We start from the raw sequence: 14365 nt of genomic DNA on the forward strand, positions 1-14365 counted from the left end.
GTCTCCAGTGTATCGCGCAGTCCCCTGCAAAAACGGACGCGGCGGCAAGGCCATAAGCCCGCCGCCGCGTCCCATTCCATTTCCGCTTTAGTACTTCGACTTGAAAGCGTAGCTCAGGCCAAAGGTCATCTGGAAAGAGTTGCGCTTGGTTGCCGGTACCGCCGGAGCCGGATCGTTCAAATACGTATCGAGCGTTCCGAACGTAAAGCCGAAGTTCTTGTACGTCGGGAAGGTCAATCCATCCGTCTCCGTCGCCGAGTACGCATTCGCGTTGTTGTAAGCCGGAATATAGGAGAACTGCTGGTTGAACACAATGCTCCTGGGCAGATGCAGCAGGTAGGTGCCGCCAAAGGTCGAACCGATCAGGTTCTGGTTCGTGCCCCCGCTGGCATTGATGAACGTCTGCTTTTCATACTGGATCGTCGCCTTCACATCCAGTTCCTGTTTCGGCTGCTTAATGACCGTCCAACCGATACCACCGCCGTAAATCTGCTGCAGATCGAGCAGCAAGCTGTAGTTGTGATCGAAGGACGTCTGGGCCAACGCGTAAAAACGCGGCTTGAAGTACTGGTCCCGCTCCGCATCCGCGTGATAGAGGGCAGTCTTGGTATCACTTTCCGGATAGAGTACGCCTTCCGATACATAGGCCGGCTGCGTGCTCTTGCCATAAGAGCCCGAGAAGTTGATCGTGGTGCGGTTGGTCGGGTTCAGGAAGCTTGCCGTCGGCACCACGCGGGCCAGCGACACCGCGCCGGAGTAAGTGTGCTGCTTCTGCGTCGCCTCGACGATAGTCGCGCCTGCCGTCGCCGTGCCGTGCCAGCCCTCGAAGAAGCCCGGCTTGCCGATCAGCTGCTTGGTCATCGTCGACTCATCCACAATGTACTGCGCGCTCTTCACCGGCATCGGCTCGATCAGCACACCATTGTCCGGATGCACCGTCAGCATGTTATCGGCGACAGAGATCGTGCCCTGCGGCACATTCGCCGGCAGCTTATGCCGCTTCGGCGTCACGCTCTTGTCCAGTACGGCGAACTTGGTCTGCGTGCGCAGCTCCTTGATCTTGTCCCAGGTCACCGTGATGTCGCCCACAACATCGCTATGGAAAACCACATTTCCGCCCACTTCCCGTGTAAGCGTGCCGGAAAGCTGGTCGCCGTTCGTAAATACGATCACGTCCTTCGGCGTATCCTTCTTCGCCGCATCGCCATCGGCCGCAGCTGCAGTGCACGGACGCATCGCGAGCATAGAAATCAGGAACACCGGAAAGAGCACGGATAAGAATGGAGCGCGACGGGACGCATGGCTGCGTTGAAACATGAACAAAACTCCTGAAGAAATAAAAGGTAGGTTGGAACTGTGACGGAACTCAATCCGTCGGCTTCCTAAGGCAAACGACCTGCACTTCCGTGACAGACGGCGAAGCTATTCCTGAACCGTTTTCCATGGTAACCCGGAAGGGTGCGTGATTGGTTAACTTCTCAAGTACCTGCAGAAGCATGGACGCGTACCTCGACTCCACCGGAATAGAGCCGGGAAATACGCAAAAATCGTGAAGCTTGGCCTCGGTGTTGCGATGACACTTTTCGTCTGCATGTCGCCCGGCCTGCAAATTAATTTCTGTAATCTACCTCGGAGGTACGGATTCTCTTTTCGGTCCGGCGCTTTCCTCACCCCGGCATCCGTGGTACCGCCAGCATCCTGCCCCTCCTGCGACTTTTCCCGAAAAATCCCTGCCGGAGCTTTTCCGTAAAATAGGATCATGGCTCTCACGCGCAATCAGGCTGCGGATCTGTTCCGCTCCGGCGATCTCCTCGGTCTCGGCATGGAGGCCGATGCCCTCCGCGCCCAACTACATCCCGACAACATCGTTACATACAGTCTTGACCGCGCCGTCACGCTCGATGCCCCTGACGCTGCCGCACTCGAACCGCAGCTCAGCCGCGCCGTCTTCTCCGGAGCCGGTGCCGTTCGCCTGCTCTTCCCGGAGAGCAATCCACCCGCGATCGACGCCCTTGAGCACCTCCTGCCGGCCCTCCGGCAAGCGCATCCCTCTCTCGCCTTCACGCTGCCCGCCTCCGGCCTCGCCGCCATCGCCCGCGCCGCTGGCATTTCTCTCGACGAAGCCCTCAACCGCCTTCACCGAGCCGACCTCGATTCGCTCTGCTCTGTCGGCCTCGATCCGCATGCGTTGGCCACGCCGGAGACTTTCACGGCAAGCCTCGAAGCCCATCGTGCCGCGCATCGCCTCGGCCTGCGCACTACCGCGGCCTTCATCTTCGGCCGCGGCGATACATTCGCCTGGCTCGACCAGCTCGAGCAACTCCGCGCCCTGCAGGAAGAGACCGGCGGTCTCACAGCTGTCCTGCCCCTCAGCGCGCACCACGGCCGCGTTGCCGACGATCCCACCGCTGTCGCATACCTGAAGGTCGTTTCGGTCGCCCGTCTGCTCCTGGATACTGTCGACACCATTCAGGGCACCTTCGCTGCCCAGGGCCTCAAGGTTCTGCAGATGGCGCTTCGCTGCGGCGCAAACGATGCCGGCTCCATCCATCCTGAGGAAGCCACCGCCGCCGCCACGCGTGAGCAGGAACTGCGCCGCATCCTCCGCGATGCCGGCTTTACCCCCATCCAGCGTGATGCCCTCTACCGCGCCTCTCTGCTGCACTAAAGGCAGCTTTTAGCTCCCGGCTTCTAGCTTTTAGCTGATTCCCACCGCTGTGCGCAGGTTGCCGCTGTCAACGGAAGCGACAGTTTCACGCAAAGCAAGGGAGAGCTGGAGGCTAAAAACTAGCAGCTGGCAGCTGTTTTCGTACAATGAGCAAGGTAATTTCCTGCGGAGGCACGTCCCTGCTCAACAACATCTGTACCCAGCTTGCGGCTCGTTGCAACGTCGCCGCGCTCGCCTTCTTCCAGCAGAAGAACGACCTGCGCCACTATCTCCGCTACCATTACGGCGACCATACCTTCGAGCACCTCTATCGCTGGAACTGGTTCGATGCCTCGCTGCTCATCCCCTACTTCGTGGTGATGATCATCCTCGCCTTCTATGGCCTGCATCGCTATCAGCTCGTCTACCTCTATTACAAGCACAAGAAAGACGCCGCCAAGGAACCATCGCTCCGCTTCGAGACACTCCCGCGCATCACCATCCAGCTCCCTATCTTCAACGAGCAGTACGTCATCGACCGCCTCATCGAGGCCTGCTCGCAGCTCGACTACCCGCGTGAACTGCTCGAGATTCAGGTCCTCGACGATTCGACCGACGAAACAAAAGAGGTAGCCTCCGCCATCTGCCAGCGTTATAAGGAAGCCGGCACGCCGATCGTCTACCTGCACCGTACCAATCGCCATGGCTTCAAGGCCGGCGCGCTCGACGAAGGACTCAAGGTCGCCAGCGGCGACTTCATCGCCATCTTCGATGCCGACTTCGTGCCTCCGCCGGACTGGCTGATGAAGGTCATTCACCACTTCGCCGAGCCCAATATCGGCATGGTCCAGACGCGCTGGACGCACCTCAACCGCGACTACAGCTTCCTCACCCAGGTCGAGGCCATCCTGCTCGACGGCCACTTCGTGCTCGAGCACGGCGGCCGTTCCCGCGCCGGCGTCTTCTTCAACTTCAACGGCACCGCCGGCATGTGGCGCCGCGAGGTCATCGGCGAGGCCGGCGGCTGGCAGCATGACACTCTCACCGAAGACACCGACCTCAGCTACCGGGCCCAGCTCTGCGGCTGGAAGTTCAAGTATCTGCAGGATGTCGAGTGCCCGGCCGAGTTGCCCATCGAAATGACCGCTTTCAAGACCCAGCAGGCGCGCTGGGCCAAGGGCCTCATCCAGACCTCGAAGAAAATCCTGCCGCGCGTCTTTCAGAGCGACGCGCCCTGGCACACCAAGCTCGAGGCCTGGTACCACCTGACCGCGAACCTCAGCTACCCGCTGATGATCATCCTCTCCGTGCTGCTGATGCCTGCGATGATCATCCGCTTCTACCAGGGCTGGTTCCAGATGCTGCTGATCGATCTGCCGCTCTTCATGGCATCGACCTTCTCCATCTCGTCCTTCTACCTGGTCTCGCAAAAGGAACTCTTCCCCAAGCGCTGGTGGCGGACCTTCCTCTACCTGCCATTTCTGATGTCACTCGGCATCGGTCTCACCATCACGAATGCCAAGGCCGTGCTCGAGGCACTCTTCGGCATTCAGAGCTCCTTCAAGCGCACGCCCAAATATCGCGTGGAGAAGCGCGGTGAAAAGTCGAAGGCGACGAAGTACCGCAAGCGCCTCGGCATCATCCCCTGGATCGAGCTCGGCATCGGCTGCTACTTCGCCATGACCATCTGGTATGCGTGGACGAACGAGAACTACTTCACCATCCCGTTCCTGCTCCTCTTCGTCATCGGCTACTGGTACACCGGCCTGCTCTCGCTGCTCCAGGGCCGCTTCGAGCGCTGGCGCGGCGGCGGAGCCAACCTCGACGAGTCATCGCCAAAGCCGTTTCCGGTAGGTGTGTAAATTCAATCGAAGCAAAGGACGAAGGCCGCGCTGATCAGAGCGGCCTTCGTCCTTTCTAAAAACAATGTCATTCCGAGCGAGCATAGCGAGTCGAGGAACCTGCAGTTCGCATGCACCGGCAATGCTCCGGGTGCCCCATCCAAGCTCCGCTTGGGTGGGAACGCAGGTGGCCCATACAAGCCCGATGTCGGCTTGTATGGGGGACATGATTCCTCCTCAGCTCCGCAAGGAACACCCCAGCACTCGAGCAAGCAAATACTGGCCGTCTTTATGACTAACCGCTGACTCGCCAGCGGCAAAGCCGCGCCGACTTGCTGACTCGCTCCTCTGCTACTCCAGCATCGCCGCCACCACGGCCAGCGCCGTAATCGCCGCCGTCTCCGCGCGCAGAATTCTCGGCCCCAGGCTCACCGCCTTCCAGCCTTCGCTGTCGAAGAGCGCCTCTTCTTCCGCTGTCCATCCACCCTCAGGGCCGACCGCCAGCCGCACCGGCAACAGTTCGTCGCATCCCGTCATGCCCTCTTCGAGACACAGCGACTCGACCAGCGCCCTGCGCAGTGTCGTCGTCCGCTCCTGCTCGGCCAGCAGCAGCTTCACCGCTTCGCCCTCGCGCTTCGCCGCCGTCTTCAACGGCAGCGGGTCTTCGATCACCGGCACATCCGAACGCCGCGACTGCTGCGCCGCCTGGTGTGCAATTTTGCGCCACCGCTCCACGCGCCCTGCAGCCGACTGCCCGAGATGCTTCTCCGTCCGCCGCGCAATGACCGGAACAATCCGCTCGACACCCAGTTCCGTCGCCTTCTCGATCGTCCACTCCATGCGATCGAACTTGAAGACGGAAAGCAGCAGCGTGACCGGCAACGCTGGATCGGACTCAACTTCGGCAACGAGATTGAAGCGCACCTGATCACCGGTGATACCGGCGATGATGCCATGCCACACGCGGTCGCCCGCCACGATGTCGAACTCCATGCCTGCCTGCGCGCGCAGCACGCGAATCAAATGCGAGGCCTGCTCTCCGGTCAGGCTGGCGGTTGCTTCATCCCATGTATCGGCTATCCAACGGCGTCGCGTCATACTTTTGATTCTCTCTCATTCCGCGCTGCAATCTCGCCGGCGCTGGCACGCCATCGCATAGAAACACGAAGGGGACGCTTGTCGCGTCCCCTTTTGTGTTGCCTTGTGTTGCTTTGCCTTACTTCTTCTTGGCGACTTTCTTGGCTGCCTTCTTTGTCGCCGTCTTCTTGGCTGCCTTCTTCGTTGCCATGGTTGCTATTCTCCCTTTTTCGATTCGTACATCGAAACCTGCAGCACACGTGCTGCAGTTACCGAATGTATAGAAGTCTCATAAATGCGTGTCAAGAAAAAAATCGCATTTGCGAACAATCTCTTTTCGACTCGGCATCGCTCGCGCCACTTGCTCGCCGCATCTCGCCTCACAACGCATGCAGATGTTTCGCAAGAGTCAGCGCAAGACCCGTCACGGCATCGTGCCATGCATGCGCCATCATGCCCGCGCGCAGACTTCTCCGCTTCACTGCGAATACGCCGAACATCGCGCCGTACGCAGTGATCGCGATCATGCCGCCTGCGCCTTCATAACCATGCGCAACACCAAACAGCAGCGAGGAAACCACCACGCCAGTCGCCACGCGTCCGCCCAGCCTCGCAAACTGTTGCAGAAAGTAACCACGAAAGAGCAATTCCTCGGCGATGCCCGCGCTCACGCAAAGCAGGATCCACAGCGCGATCTCACCCGCGCCCACAGGCGCCAGTGAAGCAATCAGCTTCTGCGCGGACATCAGGTGCAACAGCCGCAGCACCGTCGCCAGCGCGGCCAGTACCAGCATCGACATCAGCCAGAAGACGAAGGCAGCACCCGCATCTTTCAGAAGTGCATGAGAGGCTTGCGTTTCCTGCGCGCCGCGCGGCGGCGCATGAAGCAGTTGCCGCAGCGGAACATGCTGCATCCGCAGCCCCCACCACACCAGCGCGGCCAGCATCCACTCCCAGGCAAGCGTTGTCGCATACTGCATCCGGTGATGGCTGCCCATCCGTCCCGCCTTCGCCTGCCACCCGCTCATCAGCGACACACCGGCGATCAACACCATCATCAGCACCGTGTGCCAGACCGGCGCAACCTTTCGCGGCGGCAGCGGCCACTGCGCATCCGTCGTCACGATTCCTGTCTCCCCTGTTTCCGGCTCTGCAATTGGCTCCATCATTGGCACAGCCTTCTCTCGCTCTGCTATCGTCATCGGTTCCTGCCTTGAGTGTAGATGCTCAACGGCAGCGCTATTCCGCCACACGAGGAATCTCATGTCGCAACCGCTCGAAGAAGTCGTCATCGTCTCCGCCGTCCGCACCCCCGTAGGCAAATTCCAGGGCTCGCTCGCGGACCTCAGAGCTACCGAGCTCGGCGCCATCGCCGTGCGCGAAGCGGTAAAGCGCGCGCAGCTTCCGGCATCGCATTCAGTAGAAGAAGCGATCATGGGCAACGTACTCCCCGCAGGCCTCGGACAGAACCCCGCCCGCCAGGCCGCGATCTACGCCGGCCTGCCCGTCGAAGTCGCCGCGCTCACCATCAATAAGGTCTGCGGATCAGGACTCAAGGCCGTCGCCCTCGCTGCGCAATCCATCCAGACCGGCAACGCGGAGATCGTTGTCGCCGGCGGCATGGAGTCTATGACGAATGCGCCCTACCTGCTGCCGCAGGCGCGCAGCGGTTTTCGCATGGGCAATGCCACGGCCGTCGACTCCATGGTCCACGACGGACTGTGGGATAGTTACAACGACTTCCACATGGGCATCACCGCCGAGCTTGTTGCCGAGAAATGCCTGATCACGCGCGAAGAGCAGGACGAATATGCCGTGAACTCGCATCGCAAAGCAGCAGCGGCATGGGACGCCGGCCGCTTCGACGCCGAAGTCATCCCGGTCGAAGTTCCGGCAAAGAAAAAAGGTCAGCCGCCCGCGCTCTTCAGCCGCGACGAATCCATCCGCGCCGACGCAAGCATCGAATCGCTCCGGGCACTCAAACCTGCGTTCAAGAAAGACGGCACCGTTACCGCCGGCAATGCGCCCGGCGTCAACGACGCTGCTGCTGCGCTGGTGCTCATGTCCTCGTCGAAGGCAAAAGAGCTGGGTCTCACGCCGCTCGCCCGCATCCGGGCGCAGGCCGCCAGCGGTGTCGAGCCGAAATGGGTCATGATGGCGCCTGTCACCGGTGTGCAGAAGGTATTAACCCGCGCCGGATGGTCAGCCGACAGTGTCGATCTCTACGAGCTCAACGAGGCCTTCGCAGTGCAGGCCATCGCCGTAACCCGCGAACTTGGCCTGCCCTTCGACAAGGTCAACGTCAACGGAGGAGCCGTCGCCATCGGCCATCCCATCGGAGCCAGCGGCGCGCGCGTCCTCGTCACGCTCATCCACGAGATGATCCGCCGCAACGTGCAGCGCGGTGTCGCCGCGCTCTGCCTGGGCGGAGGCAACTCGGTGGCGTTAGCCGTGGAACGCGAGCGGCTCTGAGCAAGTCAGTAAAGAAGAAGCCAGGCATAAGAACGGCCAGCAGTCGGCGCAAGCTTTTTACTGGCCGCCTTTATGACTGGCTGCTATCTCGCTGACCCGCTCAGCACTCGATCACATTCAGCGCCAGGCCCGCGAGCGAGGTCTCCTTGTACCGCGACTGCATATCGAGCCCCGTCTGATACATCGTCTTGATCACCTGATCGAGCGACACCTTGTGCGCCGCATCCTCATTGCGTGCGATGCGGCAGGCATGCACCGCCTTCACCGCGCCCATCGCATTGCGCTCGATGCACGGAATCTGCACCAGGCCGCCGATGGGATCGCACGTCATGCCCAGGTTGTGCTCCATGCCGATCTCCGCCGCATGCTCCACCTCGGCATCCGATCCCCCCAATGCTGCGGCCAGTCCTCCCGCAGCCATCGAGCACGCTACCCCGACCTCACCCTGGCAACCCACCTCCGCGCCGCTGATCGAAGCATTCTCTTTGTAGAGCACGCCGATCGCCGCCGAAGTCAGGAAGTAGCGCAGCAGTCCCTCTTCGTCCGCGCCGTCGATGAAGGTCTTGTAGTAGCGCGCCACCGCCGGCACCACGCCTGCCGCACCGTTCGTCGGAGCCGTGACTACGCGCCCGCCTGCGGCATTTTCCTCGTTCACCGCCATCGCGAACACCGTCACCCAGTCGAGCGGCGCCAGCGGATCGGTAGACCCCTTTTCGCGCAGACGCTCCGCCAGCCTCGGCGCGCGACGCCGCACATTCAAACCGCCAGGGAGAACCCCTTCCGTCGTCATGCCGCGCGCGATGCAGCCATCCATCACCTGCCAGATCTTGAGAATCCCCGCACGCACCTCGGCCTCCGGCCGCAGCGAGCACTCGTTCTCCAGCATCACCTGCCAGATCTTCTTTTCCGATGCAGCCGCCATCGCCAGCAGTTCCGCCGCGCTCGTAAAGGAATACGGCAGCGTCGCCGTCGTCATCACCGGAGATTCACCCACACCCTCCGCATCGGCCACGATAAAGCCGCCACCGATCGAGAAGTAAATCGTGCTCTTCAGCTCCGCACCCGCGGCATCGAAGGCTGCAAAGCGCAGGCCATTCGGATGCTCCGTCTTCGCGCCCGGAGGAAACATCTGCTCGCGCTCGAAAACCAGATCCTTACCTTCGCAAAACGGAATCGGCTTTTCTCCAAGCAGCAGCAGTTCGCCGGAATGGCGTATGGCCGCAAGCTTCGGTTCAATCGTTGCCGGATCGATCGTCGCCGCATCTTCGCCGCTGAGTCCCAGCAGCACCGCGCGATCCGTGCCGTGGCCGATACCGGTCAGAGCCAGCGATCCATAGAGCTCCACCCGCACCTGCGCGGTCGTGCTCAGCAAACCCTCATCCGCCAATGCCTGCGCAAACCGCCGCGCCGCGCGCATCGGGCCCATTGTGTGCGAACTCGATGGCCCAATACCTACTTTGAAGAGATCAAAAAGACTGGTTTTCACAACGCCTCAGAGCAACAGTCCATTGTATGGACATGCCGAATCCTGTTGCAAAAAACCACGTCTTCTCACGCAGAAAGATTCGCAGCAGCTCCCCTCAGCTGTGCTTCACTGCCCGATGCGTCACATGCGTCCGCGCCGCGCCCTTCAGCGGCGTCACCACGCGGATATACGAAGCCGCCGCCATATAGCGCACCGAAGGCTTCGGATCGTCGAAGCCATCGATCAACGCGTCCGTCACCGCGCTGCCGTGAAACTTTCCCAAGGCACGCAGCGAAGCCTGCCGCACAAACGGGTCCTTGTCCTTCGCCGTCGCAATCAGAATCTTTTCATTCGCCTCTATCGGATTGCTCGCCAATAGCCCGGCGCTGATCACTCGCGGTGAATTCGCCGACGGCCCTGGATGCGCAAACCGCACCGCTCCAATCGCCATGCCCACCGGACCGAACAGCATTCCCGCTCCCTCTTCCGCGCCCATCATCCACATCGCCGAAGGGTCGTGCATGTCGTGGCTCATCGTATGCAGCCCCGACTTGAATGCTCCCGACTTGCCCTTCACCTGGCCGGAGAGCACGCCCTGCAGCACCTCCTCGCCTGAGTGGTCGTCCAGCTTCCACAGCGCGGCCGCAGCCGTCATCATCACCTCCGGCGTTTTGTCGTCGAGTGCCTGCTTCAGGGCCGGAATCAGCGTCTTGTCTTCGCTGCCGCCTGCCGCGGCCACCGCGGCCAGCCGCACATCGAGATCGCCGCTTTTCATCGAGTCCACGAGAATCGACTCCGCATCCTTGTAGCCGCCCATCGTCCCCAACGCGACCAGCAGTCCCACATGCTCCAGCGGCTTTGAAGCCTCACCGGCCGACTTCAACATCTCCCACGCCTCGGCTAGAGCCGCAGGCTGATCTTTCTTCAGCCGTTCAGCCTGCGCGAGTACCGGCTGATCCGGCTCGCCCGTCGTCTGCACGATCCCCGAATTATCGTCCGGCTTCTCCGTCTGCCCATGCATCACGCCCAGGCCCATCATTCCAATCGCTACCGTTCCACATGCACGCTGCCACGCCTTCATCGATCCCTCCTCGCACTCTATCCGGCCTCGCGCTCCGCTCAAGCCTCAGTTCATCCAGAAATGCAAGATTACGAACGCTACCATGAACCACCCTGTCTCCGCAGGTATACTCCAGCCACCTCCAAGCAGACCGAAATGCTCTTCAAAGCCTTCAGCGCGTCCGTCTACGGCATTGATGCCAACATGATCGATGTCGAAGTCGATTTCTCCGGCATAAAAACATCGGAAGATCACTTCCACACCGTCGGCCTGCCCGACGCCGCCGTGCGCGAAAGCCGCGACCGCGTCCGCGCCGCCATCAAAAACTCCGGCTTCGACATTCCGCCCACGCACATCACCATCAATCTTGCGCCGGCCGATCTCAAGAAGGAAGGCTCTGGCTTTGACCTGCCCATGGCCATCGGTATCCTCGGTGCCTATGGCGCGCTGCACCTCAAAGATCTCAGCCAGTTCCTGCTGGTCGGCGAGCTCGGCCTCGACGGCGCTGTCCGTGCTATCTCCGGCATGCTGCCGGTGGCCATCGCCGCCCGCCAGCGCGGCATTCCCAACCTCATCATTCCCCGCGCCAACGCCCGCGAAGCCGCCGTCGTCGAAGGTGTCAACGTCTTCCCCGTCGAGTCGCTCAACCAGGCGCGTGAGCTGCTCAATGCCGCCGGCAACGGAGGCATCCACACGCCGCCCTTCCGCGTAGAGACACAACAGGCGCTCGACCCACCGCACCATCCCGCGCTCGACTTCGCCGACGTGCGCGGCCAGCAGACGGCGCGCCGCGCGCTCGAAGTCGCAGCCGCAGGCGGACACAACATCCTCATGATCGGCCCACCCGGCTCCGGCAAAACCATGCTCGCACGCCGCCTGCCTTCCATCCTCGCGCCGCTCAGCTTCGAAGAGGCGCTAGAGACTACCAAGATTCACTCCGTCGCCGGCATCCTCGATCCCGAATCCGGCCTCGTCACCCAGCGGCCATTCCGCGCCCCGCACCATACCATCTCGGATGCCGGCCTCATCGGCGGAGGCGCCGTCCCGCGCCCCGGCGAAGTCTCGCTCGCGCACAATGGTCTCCTCTTTCTCGACGAGCTGCCCGAGTTCCCGCGCAACGTACTTGAAGTCCTGCGCCAGCCGCTCGAAGACCGCTCCGTGACCATCTCCCGCGCATCCATGTCGCTGAGCTTCCCCTCCGCCTTCATGCTCGCCGCGGCGATGAACCCCTGCCCCTGCGGCTACTTCAACGACAAGTCACGCGAATGCCGCTGCACGCCGCCCATCATCCAACGCTATGTCTCGAAGGTCTCCGGACCCCTGCTCGACCGCATCGACATCCATATAGAAGTGCCCGCCGTGCAGTATCGTGAACTCCGCGGCAACGGCCCCTCCAGCGAGTCGTCCGCCATCATCCGAGCCCGTGTCCTCGCCGCCCGCGAACGCCAGCGCATCCGCTTCGCCAAAGACAAGATGCACGCCAATGCGCAGATGACCACCCGCCAGATCCGCACCCACTGCGAGCTCGCGCCCGAGTCCGAGCATCTGCTCGAGCGCGCTATGCAGCAGCAAGGACTTACCGCCCGCGCTCATGACCGCATCCTCAAAGTCGCCCGCACCATCGCCGATCTCGACAACCAGGACAAGCTCAACACCGGCCACGTCGCCGAAGCAATCCAGTACCGCACCCTCGACCGCAGCTACTGGAGCTGAGCAAGACAGCGGTCAGCGGCCAGTCATAAAAACGGCCAGCGCGCCCGCGGCGCAGGCCTCGCGCTACGCGCTCGTGTCAACAAACCAGCGGGTTTTCTCGTGCAAAGAAAAAAGGGTGACCCACTCAAGCCGCTGTTGCCTGGGTGGGGAACACAGCCCGCCTTTCACTGGCCGTCTTTGTGACTGACCGCTTTCTCACTGACTGCTTTCCCTTGAGACAATAACCCACATGAGCGAGCCGCAATCCTCCTACCGCGCACGCATCGACGCACTCGCCACCGCATCCACTGGCCTCAAGAGCCGTGACCGCTCCTTCGTCACAGCCAAAATCATCACCGGCATCATCCTCCTCGCGCTCGCCATCTGGCTCATGAAGTACCAGCCAGCGCATATCGCGTGGATTCTGCTTCCGGCAGCCTGCTTCGTCGCGCTTGCCATTGCCCATGAGCGTGTTCTTCGCCGCCTGCGCCAGCACACGCGCCTCGCCGCGTATTACGAGCGCGGCATGGCACGCATCGAGAATCGCTGGGCGACAGAAGCTTCGACTGATTCCATCACCAATGGTCTGCAATTTTTAGATCCTCACCACCCCTACGCGCGCGACCTCGACCTCTTCGGCCCCGGCTCGCTCTTCCAGCTGCTCTCCACCGCCCGCACCGCGCCCGGCGAAGAGACGCTCGCAGCCTGGCTGCAGCAGCCTGCACCCATCTCCGAGATCACTCTTCGCCAGCAGGCCATCCGCGAGCTTGCCCCCCAGCTCGACCTGCGCGAAACCCTCGTCCTCGCCGGCGAAGAGGCCAAAGGCAAGCTCCACCCCGACGCGCTCATCGCCTGGGCTGAAGCACCTTCACCTTTCCGCCGTGCAGCGCTGCGCACACTGTTTCTCGGCCTCGATGCCGCCTGGGTCGCGAGCCTCCTCGCATGGTGGCAATGGCGATGGCCGGCTCCGGCGCTGGCCCTCTCTTTGATAAATATCGGCGTCAGTTACAAATTCCGCGAGCGCATGCTCAAGGCTGCATCCGGCGTCGAAGGCGCCCAGCATGATCTCGCGCTGCTCGCGGCGATTCTCGCGCCCATCGAGCGCCATACCTTCGCTGCCGGCAAGCTGCACCAACTGCAGTCACGGCTCACCTGCTCGGGCATCTGTGCCTCGAAAGCCATTGCCGATCTCACCCGCCGCCTCGCATGGCTCGAGTCGAACGACAACTGGTTCGTAAAGCTCCTCAATCTCTTCTGCTTCTGGACACCACTCTGCACGCTCGCTATCGATGCATGGCGCGCGCGCTTCGGCCCCTCTGTCCGCGACTGGCTCGCCGTCGCCGGTGAGATGGAAGCCCTCACCTCGCTCGCCGTCTACACCTACGAGCACCCCACCGATATCTTCCCCACACTCATCGCCCCGGACACGCCACGTATCGAAGCCGAAGATCTCGCCCATCCTCTGCTCGCGCGGGACAAGGCCATCGGTAACGATCTCGCACTGAGCTCCGCAAGCAATGGCTTGCAGCTCATCGTCGTCAGCGGACCGAACATGGCGGGCAAAAGCACCTTCATGCGTGCGCTCGGTCTCAATATCGTCCTCGCGCAGGCCGGCGCGCCTGTCTTCGCGAAGCGCCTTGCGCTTTCTCCATTGCAGGTCGCGGCCTCCATTTGCGTGCTCGATTCGCTGCAGGGCGGCCTCTCGCGCTTCTACGCCGAGATCTCCCGCCTCAAGCAGATCGACGACCTCGCCCGCGCACCCATGCCTGTGCTCTTCCTGCTTGACGAGCTGCTCTCCGGCACCAACTCGCACGACCGCCGCACCGGCACCGAGCGCTTCGTCCGCGGACTGCTCACGCGCGGAGCCGTCGGCCTCGTCACGACGCACGATCTTGCCCTCGCCGAGATCGCCGAGCAGATCGGCCCGCATGCCGCCAACTACCACTTCGCCGACACCTTCGACGACGGCAAGCTGCACTTCGACTACAAACTCACGCCCGGCATCGTACAGACGGCGAACGCACTGCTCCTCATGCGCTCCATCGGCCTCGAAGTGTAATCGCCACAGATACAAATACAGGGCTCAGGGCTCAGGGCTCAGGTAGGAGCAT

10 protein-coding genes are annotated in these 14365 nt (G+C 62.0%); 5 read left to right on the forward strand and 5 right to left on the reverse strand.

Annotated features, from left to right (window positions below; all coding sequences use genetic code 11):
* Nucleotides 1-87: 87 nt before the first annotated feature.
* A complete protein-coding gene (locus ESZ00_RS16000; protein WP_129209301.1) occupies nucleotides 88-1317 on the reverse strand; it encodes a DUF481 domain-containing protein in 1230 nt (409 codons plus the stop codon).
* A gap of 442 nt (nucleotides 1318-1759) precedes the next feature.
* Here ESZ00_RS16000 and ESZ00_RS16005 point away from each other — a divergent pair, with 442 nt between their 5' ends.
* Together ESZ00_RS16005 and ESZ00_RS16010 are read left to right on the forward strand one after the other, a co-directional pair.
* Nucleotides 1760-2668 carry a hypothetical protein gene (locus ESZ00_RS16005; protein ID WP_129209302.1) on the forward strand — a complete coding sequence of 303 codons (909 nt, stop codon included), beginning with the start codon at nucleotides 1760-1762 and terminating at the stop codon, nucleotides 2666-2668.
* Between the two features lie 146 nt (nucleotides 2669-2814).
* Nucleotides 2815-4509, forward strand: a complete 1695-nt coding sequence (locus ESZ00_RS16010) for a cellulose synthase family protein (RefSeq protein WP_129209303.1) — start codon at nucleotides 2815-2817, stop codon at nucleotides 4507-4509.
* Nucleotides 4510-4839: 330 nt separating this feature from the next.
* Here ESZ00_RS16010 and ESZ00_RS16015 read toward each other — a convergent pair whose 3' ends face one another.
* Both ESZ00_RS16015 and ESZ00_RS16020 read right to left on the reverse strand, forming a co-directional pair.
* On the reverse strand, nucleotides 4840-5586 hold the full coding sequence (locus ESZ00_RS16015) for a 16S rRNA (uracil(1498)-N(3))-methyltransferase (RefSeq protein WP_129209304.1): 747 nt from the start codon (nucleotides 5584-5586) through the stop codon (nucleotides 4840-4842).
* A gap of 359 nt (nucleotides 5587-5945) precedes the next feature.
* Entirely contained in the window at nucleotides 5946-6734 is a 789-nt protein-coding gene (locus ESZ00_RS16020; RefSeq protein WP_164981552.1) for a CPBP family intramembrane glutamic endopeptidase, read from the reverse strand.
* Between the two features lie 94 nt (nucleotides 6735-6828).
* On the opposite strand from ESZ00_RS16020, the gene ESZ00_RS16025 reads away from it, so the two are divergent.
* A complete protein-coding gene (locus ESZ00_RS16025) occupies nucleotides 6829-8037 on the forward strand; it encodes an acetyl-CoA C-acetyltransferase (RefSeq protein ID WP_129209306.1) in 1209 nt (402 codons plus the stop codon).
* 100 nt (nucleotides 8038-8137) lie between these two features.
* On the opposite strand, the gene ESZ00_RS16030 is transcribed toward ESZ00_RS16025, so the two are convergent.
* Both ESZ00_RS16030 and ESZ00_RS16035 read right to left on the reverse strand, forming a co-directional pair.
* Nucleotides 8138-9523 carry an L-serine ammonia-lyase gene (locus ESZ00_RS16030; RefSeq protein WP_129209307.1) on the reverse strand — a complete coding sequence of 462 codons (1386 nt, stop codon included), beginning with the start codon at nucleotides 9521-9523 and terminating at the stop codon, nucleotides 8138-8140.
* Between the two features lie 94 nt (nucleotides 9524-9617).
* Complete coding sequence (locus ESZ00_RS16035; protein ID WP_129209308.1) at nucleotides 9618-10583, reverse strand: HEAT repeat domain-containing protein; 966 nt, start codon at nucleotides 10581-10583, stop codon at nucleotides 9618-9620.
* A 135-nt stretch (nucleotides 10584-10718) separates the two neighbouring features.
* Between ESZ00_RS16035 and ESZ00_RS16040 the strand changes: the two genes are divergently transcribed.
* Together ESZ00_RS16040 and ESZ00_RS16045 are read left to right on the forward strand one after the other, a co-directional pair.
* On the forward strand, nucleotides 10719-12275 hold the full coding sequence (locus ESZ00_RS16040; RefSeq protein ID WP_129209309.1) for a YifB family Mg chelatase-like AAA ATPase: 1557 nt from the start codon (nucleotides 10719-10721) through the stop codon (nucleotides 12273-12275).
* A 229-nt stretch (nucleotides 12276-12504) separates the two neighbouring features.
* Entirely contained in the window at nucleotides 12505-14313 is a 1809-nt protein-coding gene (locus ESZ00_RS16045; protein ID WP_129209310.1) for a MutS-related protein, read from the forward strand.
* The last annotated feature ends 52 nt before the right edge of the window (nucleotides 14314-14365 follow it).

Origin of the sequence: Silvibacterium dinghuense (genome assembly GCF_004123295.1) — a bacterium.
Classification (GTDB): Bacteria; Acidobacteriota; Terriglobia; order Terriglobales; family Acidobacteriaceae; genus Silvibacterium; species Silvibacterium dinghuense.

Excerpts from the sequence above, each read along its gene's own strand:
- ESZ00_RS16015 (WP_129209304.1), bottom strand. The coding sequence starts at position 5,586 with ATGACGCGACGCCGTTGGATAGCCGATACATGGGATGAAGCAACCGCC.
- ESZ00_RS16000 (WP_129209301.1), bottom strand. The coding sequence starts at position 1,317 with ATGTTTCAACGCAGCCATGCGTCCCGTCGCGCTCCATTCTTATCCGTG.
- ESZ00_RS16005 (WP_129209302.1), top strand. The coding sequence starts at position 1,760 with ATGGCTCTCACGCGCAATCAGGCTGCGGATCTGTTCCGCTCCGGCGAT.
- ESZ00_RS16045 (WP_129209310.1), top strand. The coding sequence starts at position 12,505 with ATGAGCGAGCCGCAATCCTCCTACCGCGCACGCATCGACGCACTCGCC.
- ESZ00_RS16025 (WP_129209306.1), top strand. The coding sequence starts at position 6,829 with ATGTCGCAACCGCTCGAAGAAGTCGTCATCGTCTCCGCCGTCCGCACC.
- ESZ00_RS16035 (WP_129209308.1), bottom strand. The coding sequence starts at position 10,583 with ATGAAGGCGTGGCAGCGTGCATGTGGAACGGTAGCGATTGGAATGATG.
- ESZ00_RS16010 (WP_129209303.1), top strand. The coding sequence starts at position 2,815 with ATGAGCAAGGTAATTTCCTGCGGAGGCACGTCCCTGCTCAACAACATC.
- ESZ00_RS16040 (WP_129209309.1), top strand. The coding sequence starts at position 10,719 with ATGCTCTTCAAAGCCTTCAGCGCGTCCGTCTACGGCATTGATGCCAAC.
- ESZ00_RS16020 (WP_164981552.1), bottom strand. The coding sequence starts at position 6,734 with ATGATGGAGCCAATTGCAGAGCCGGAAACAGGGGAGACAGGAATCGTG.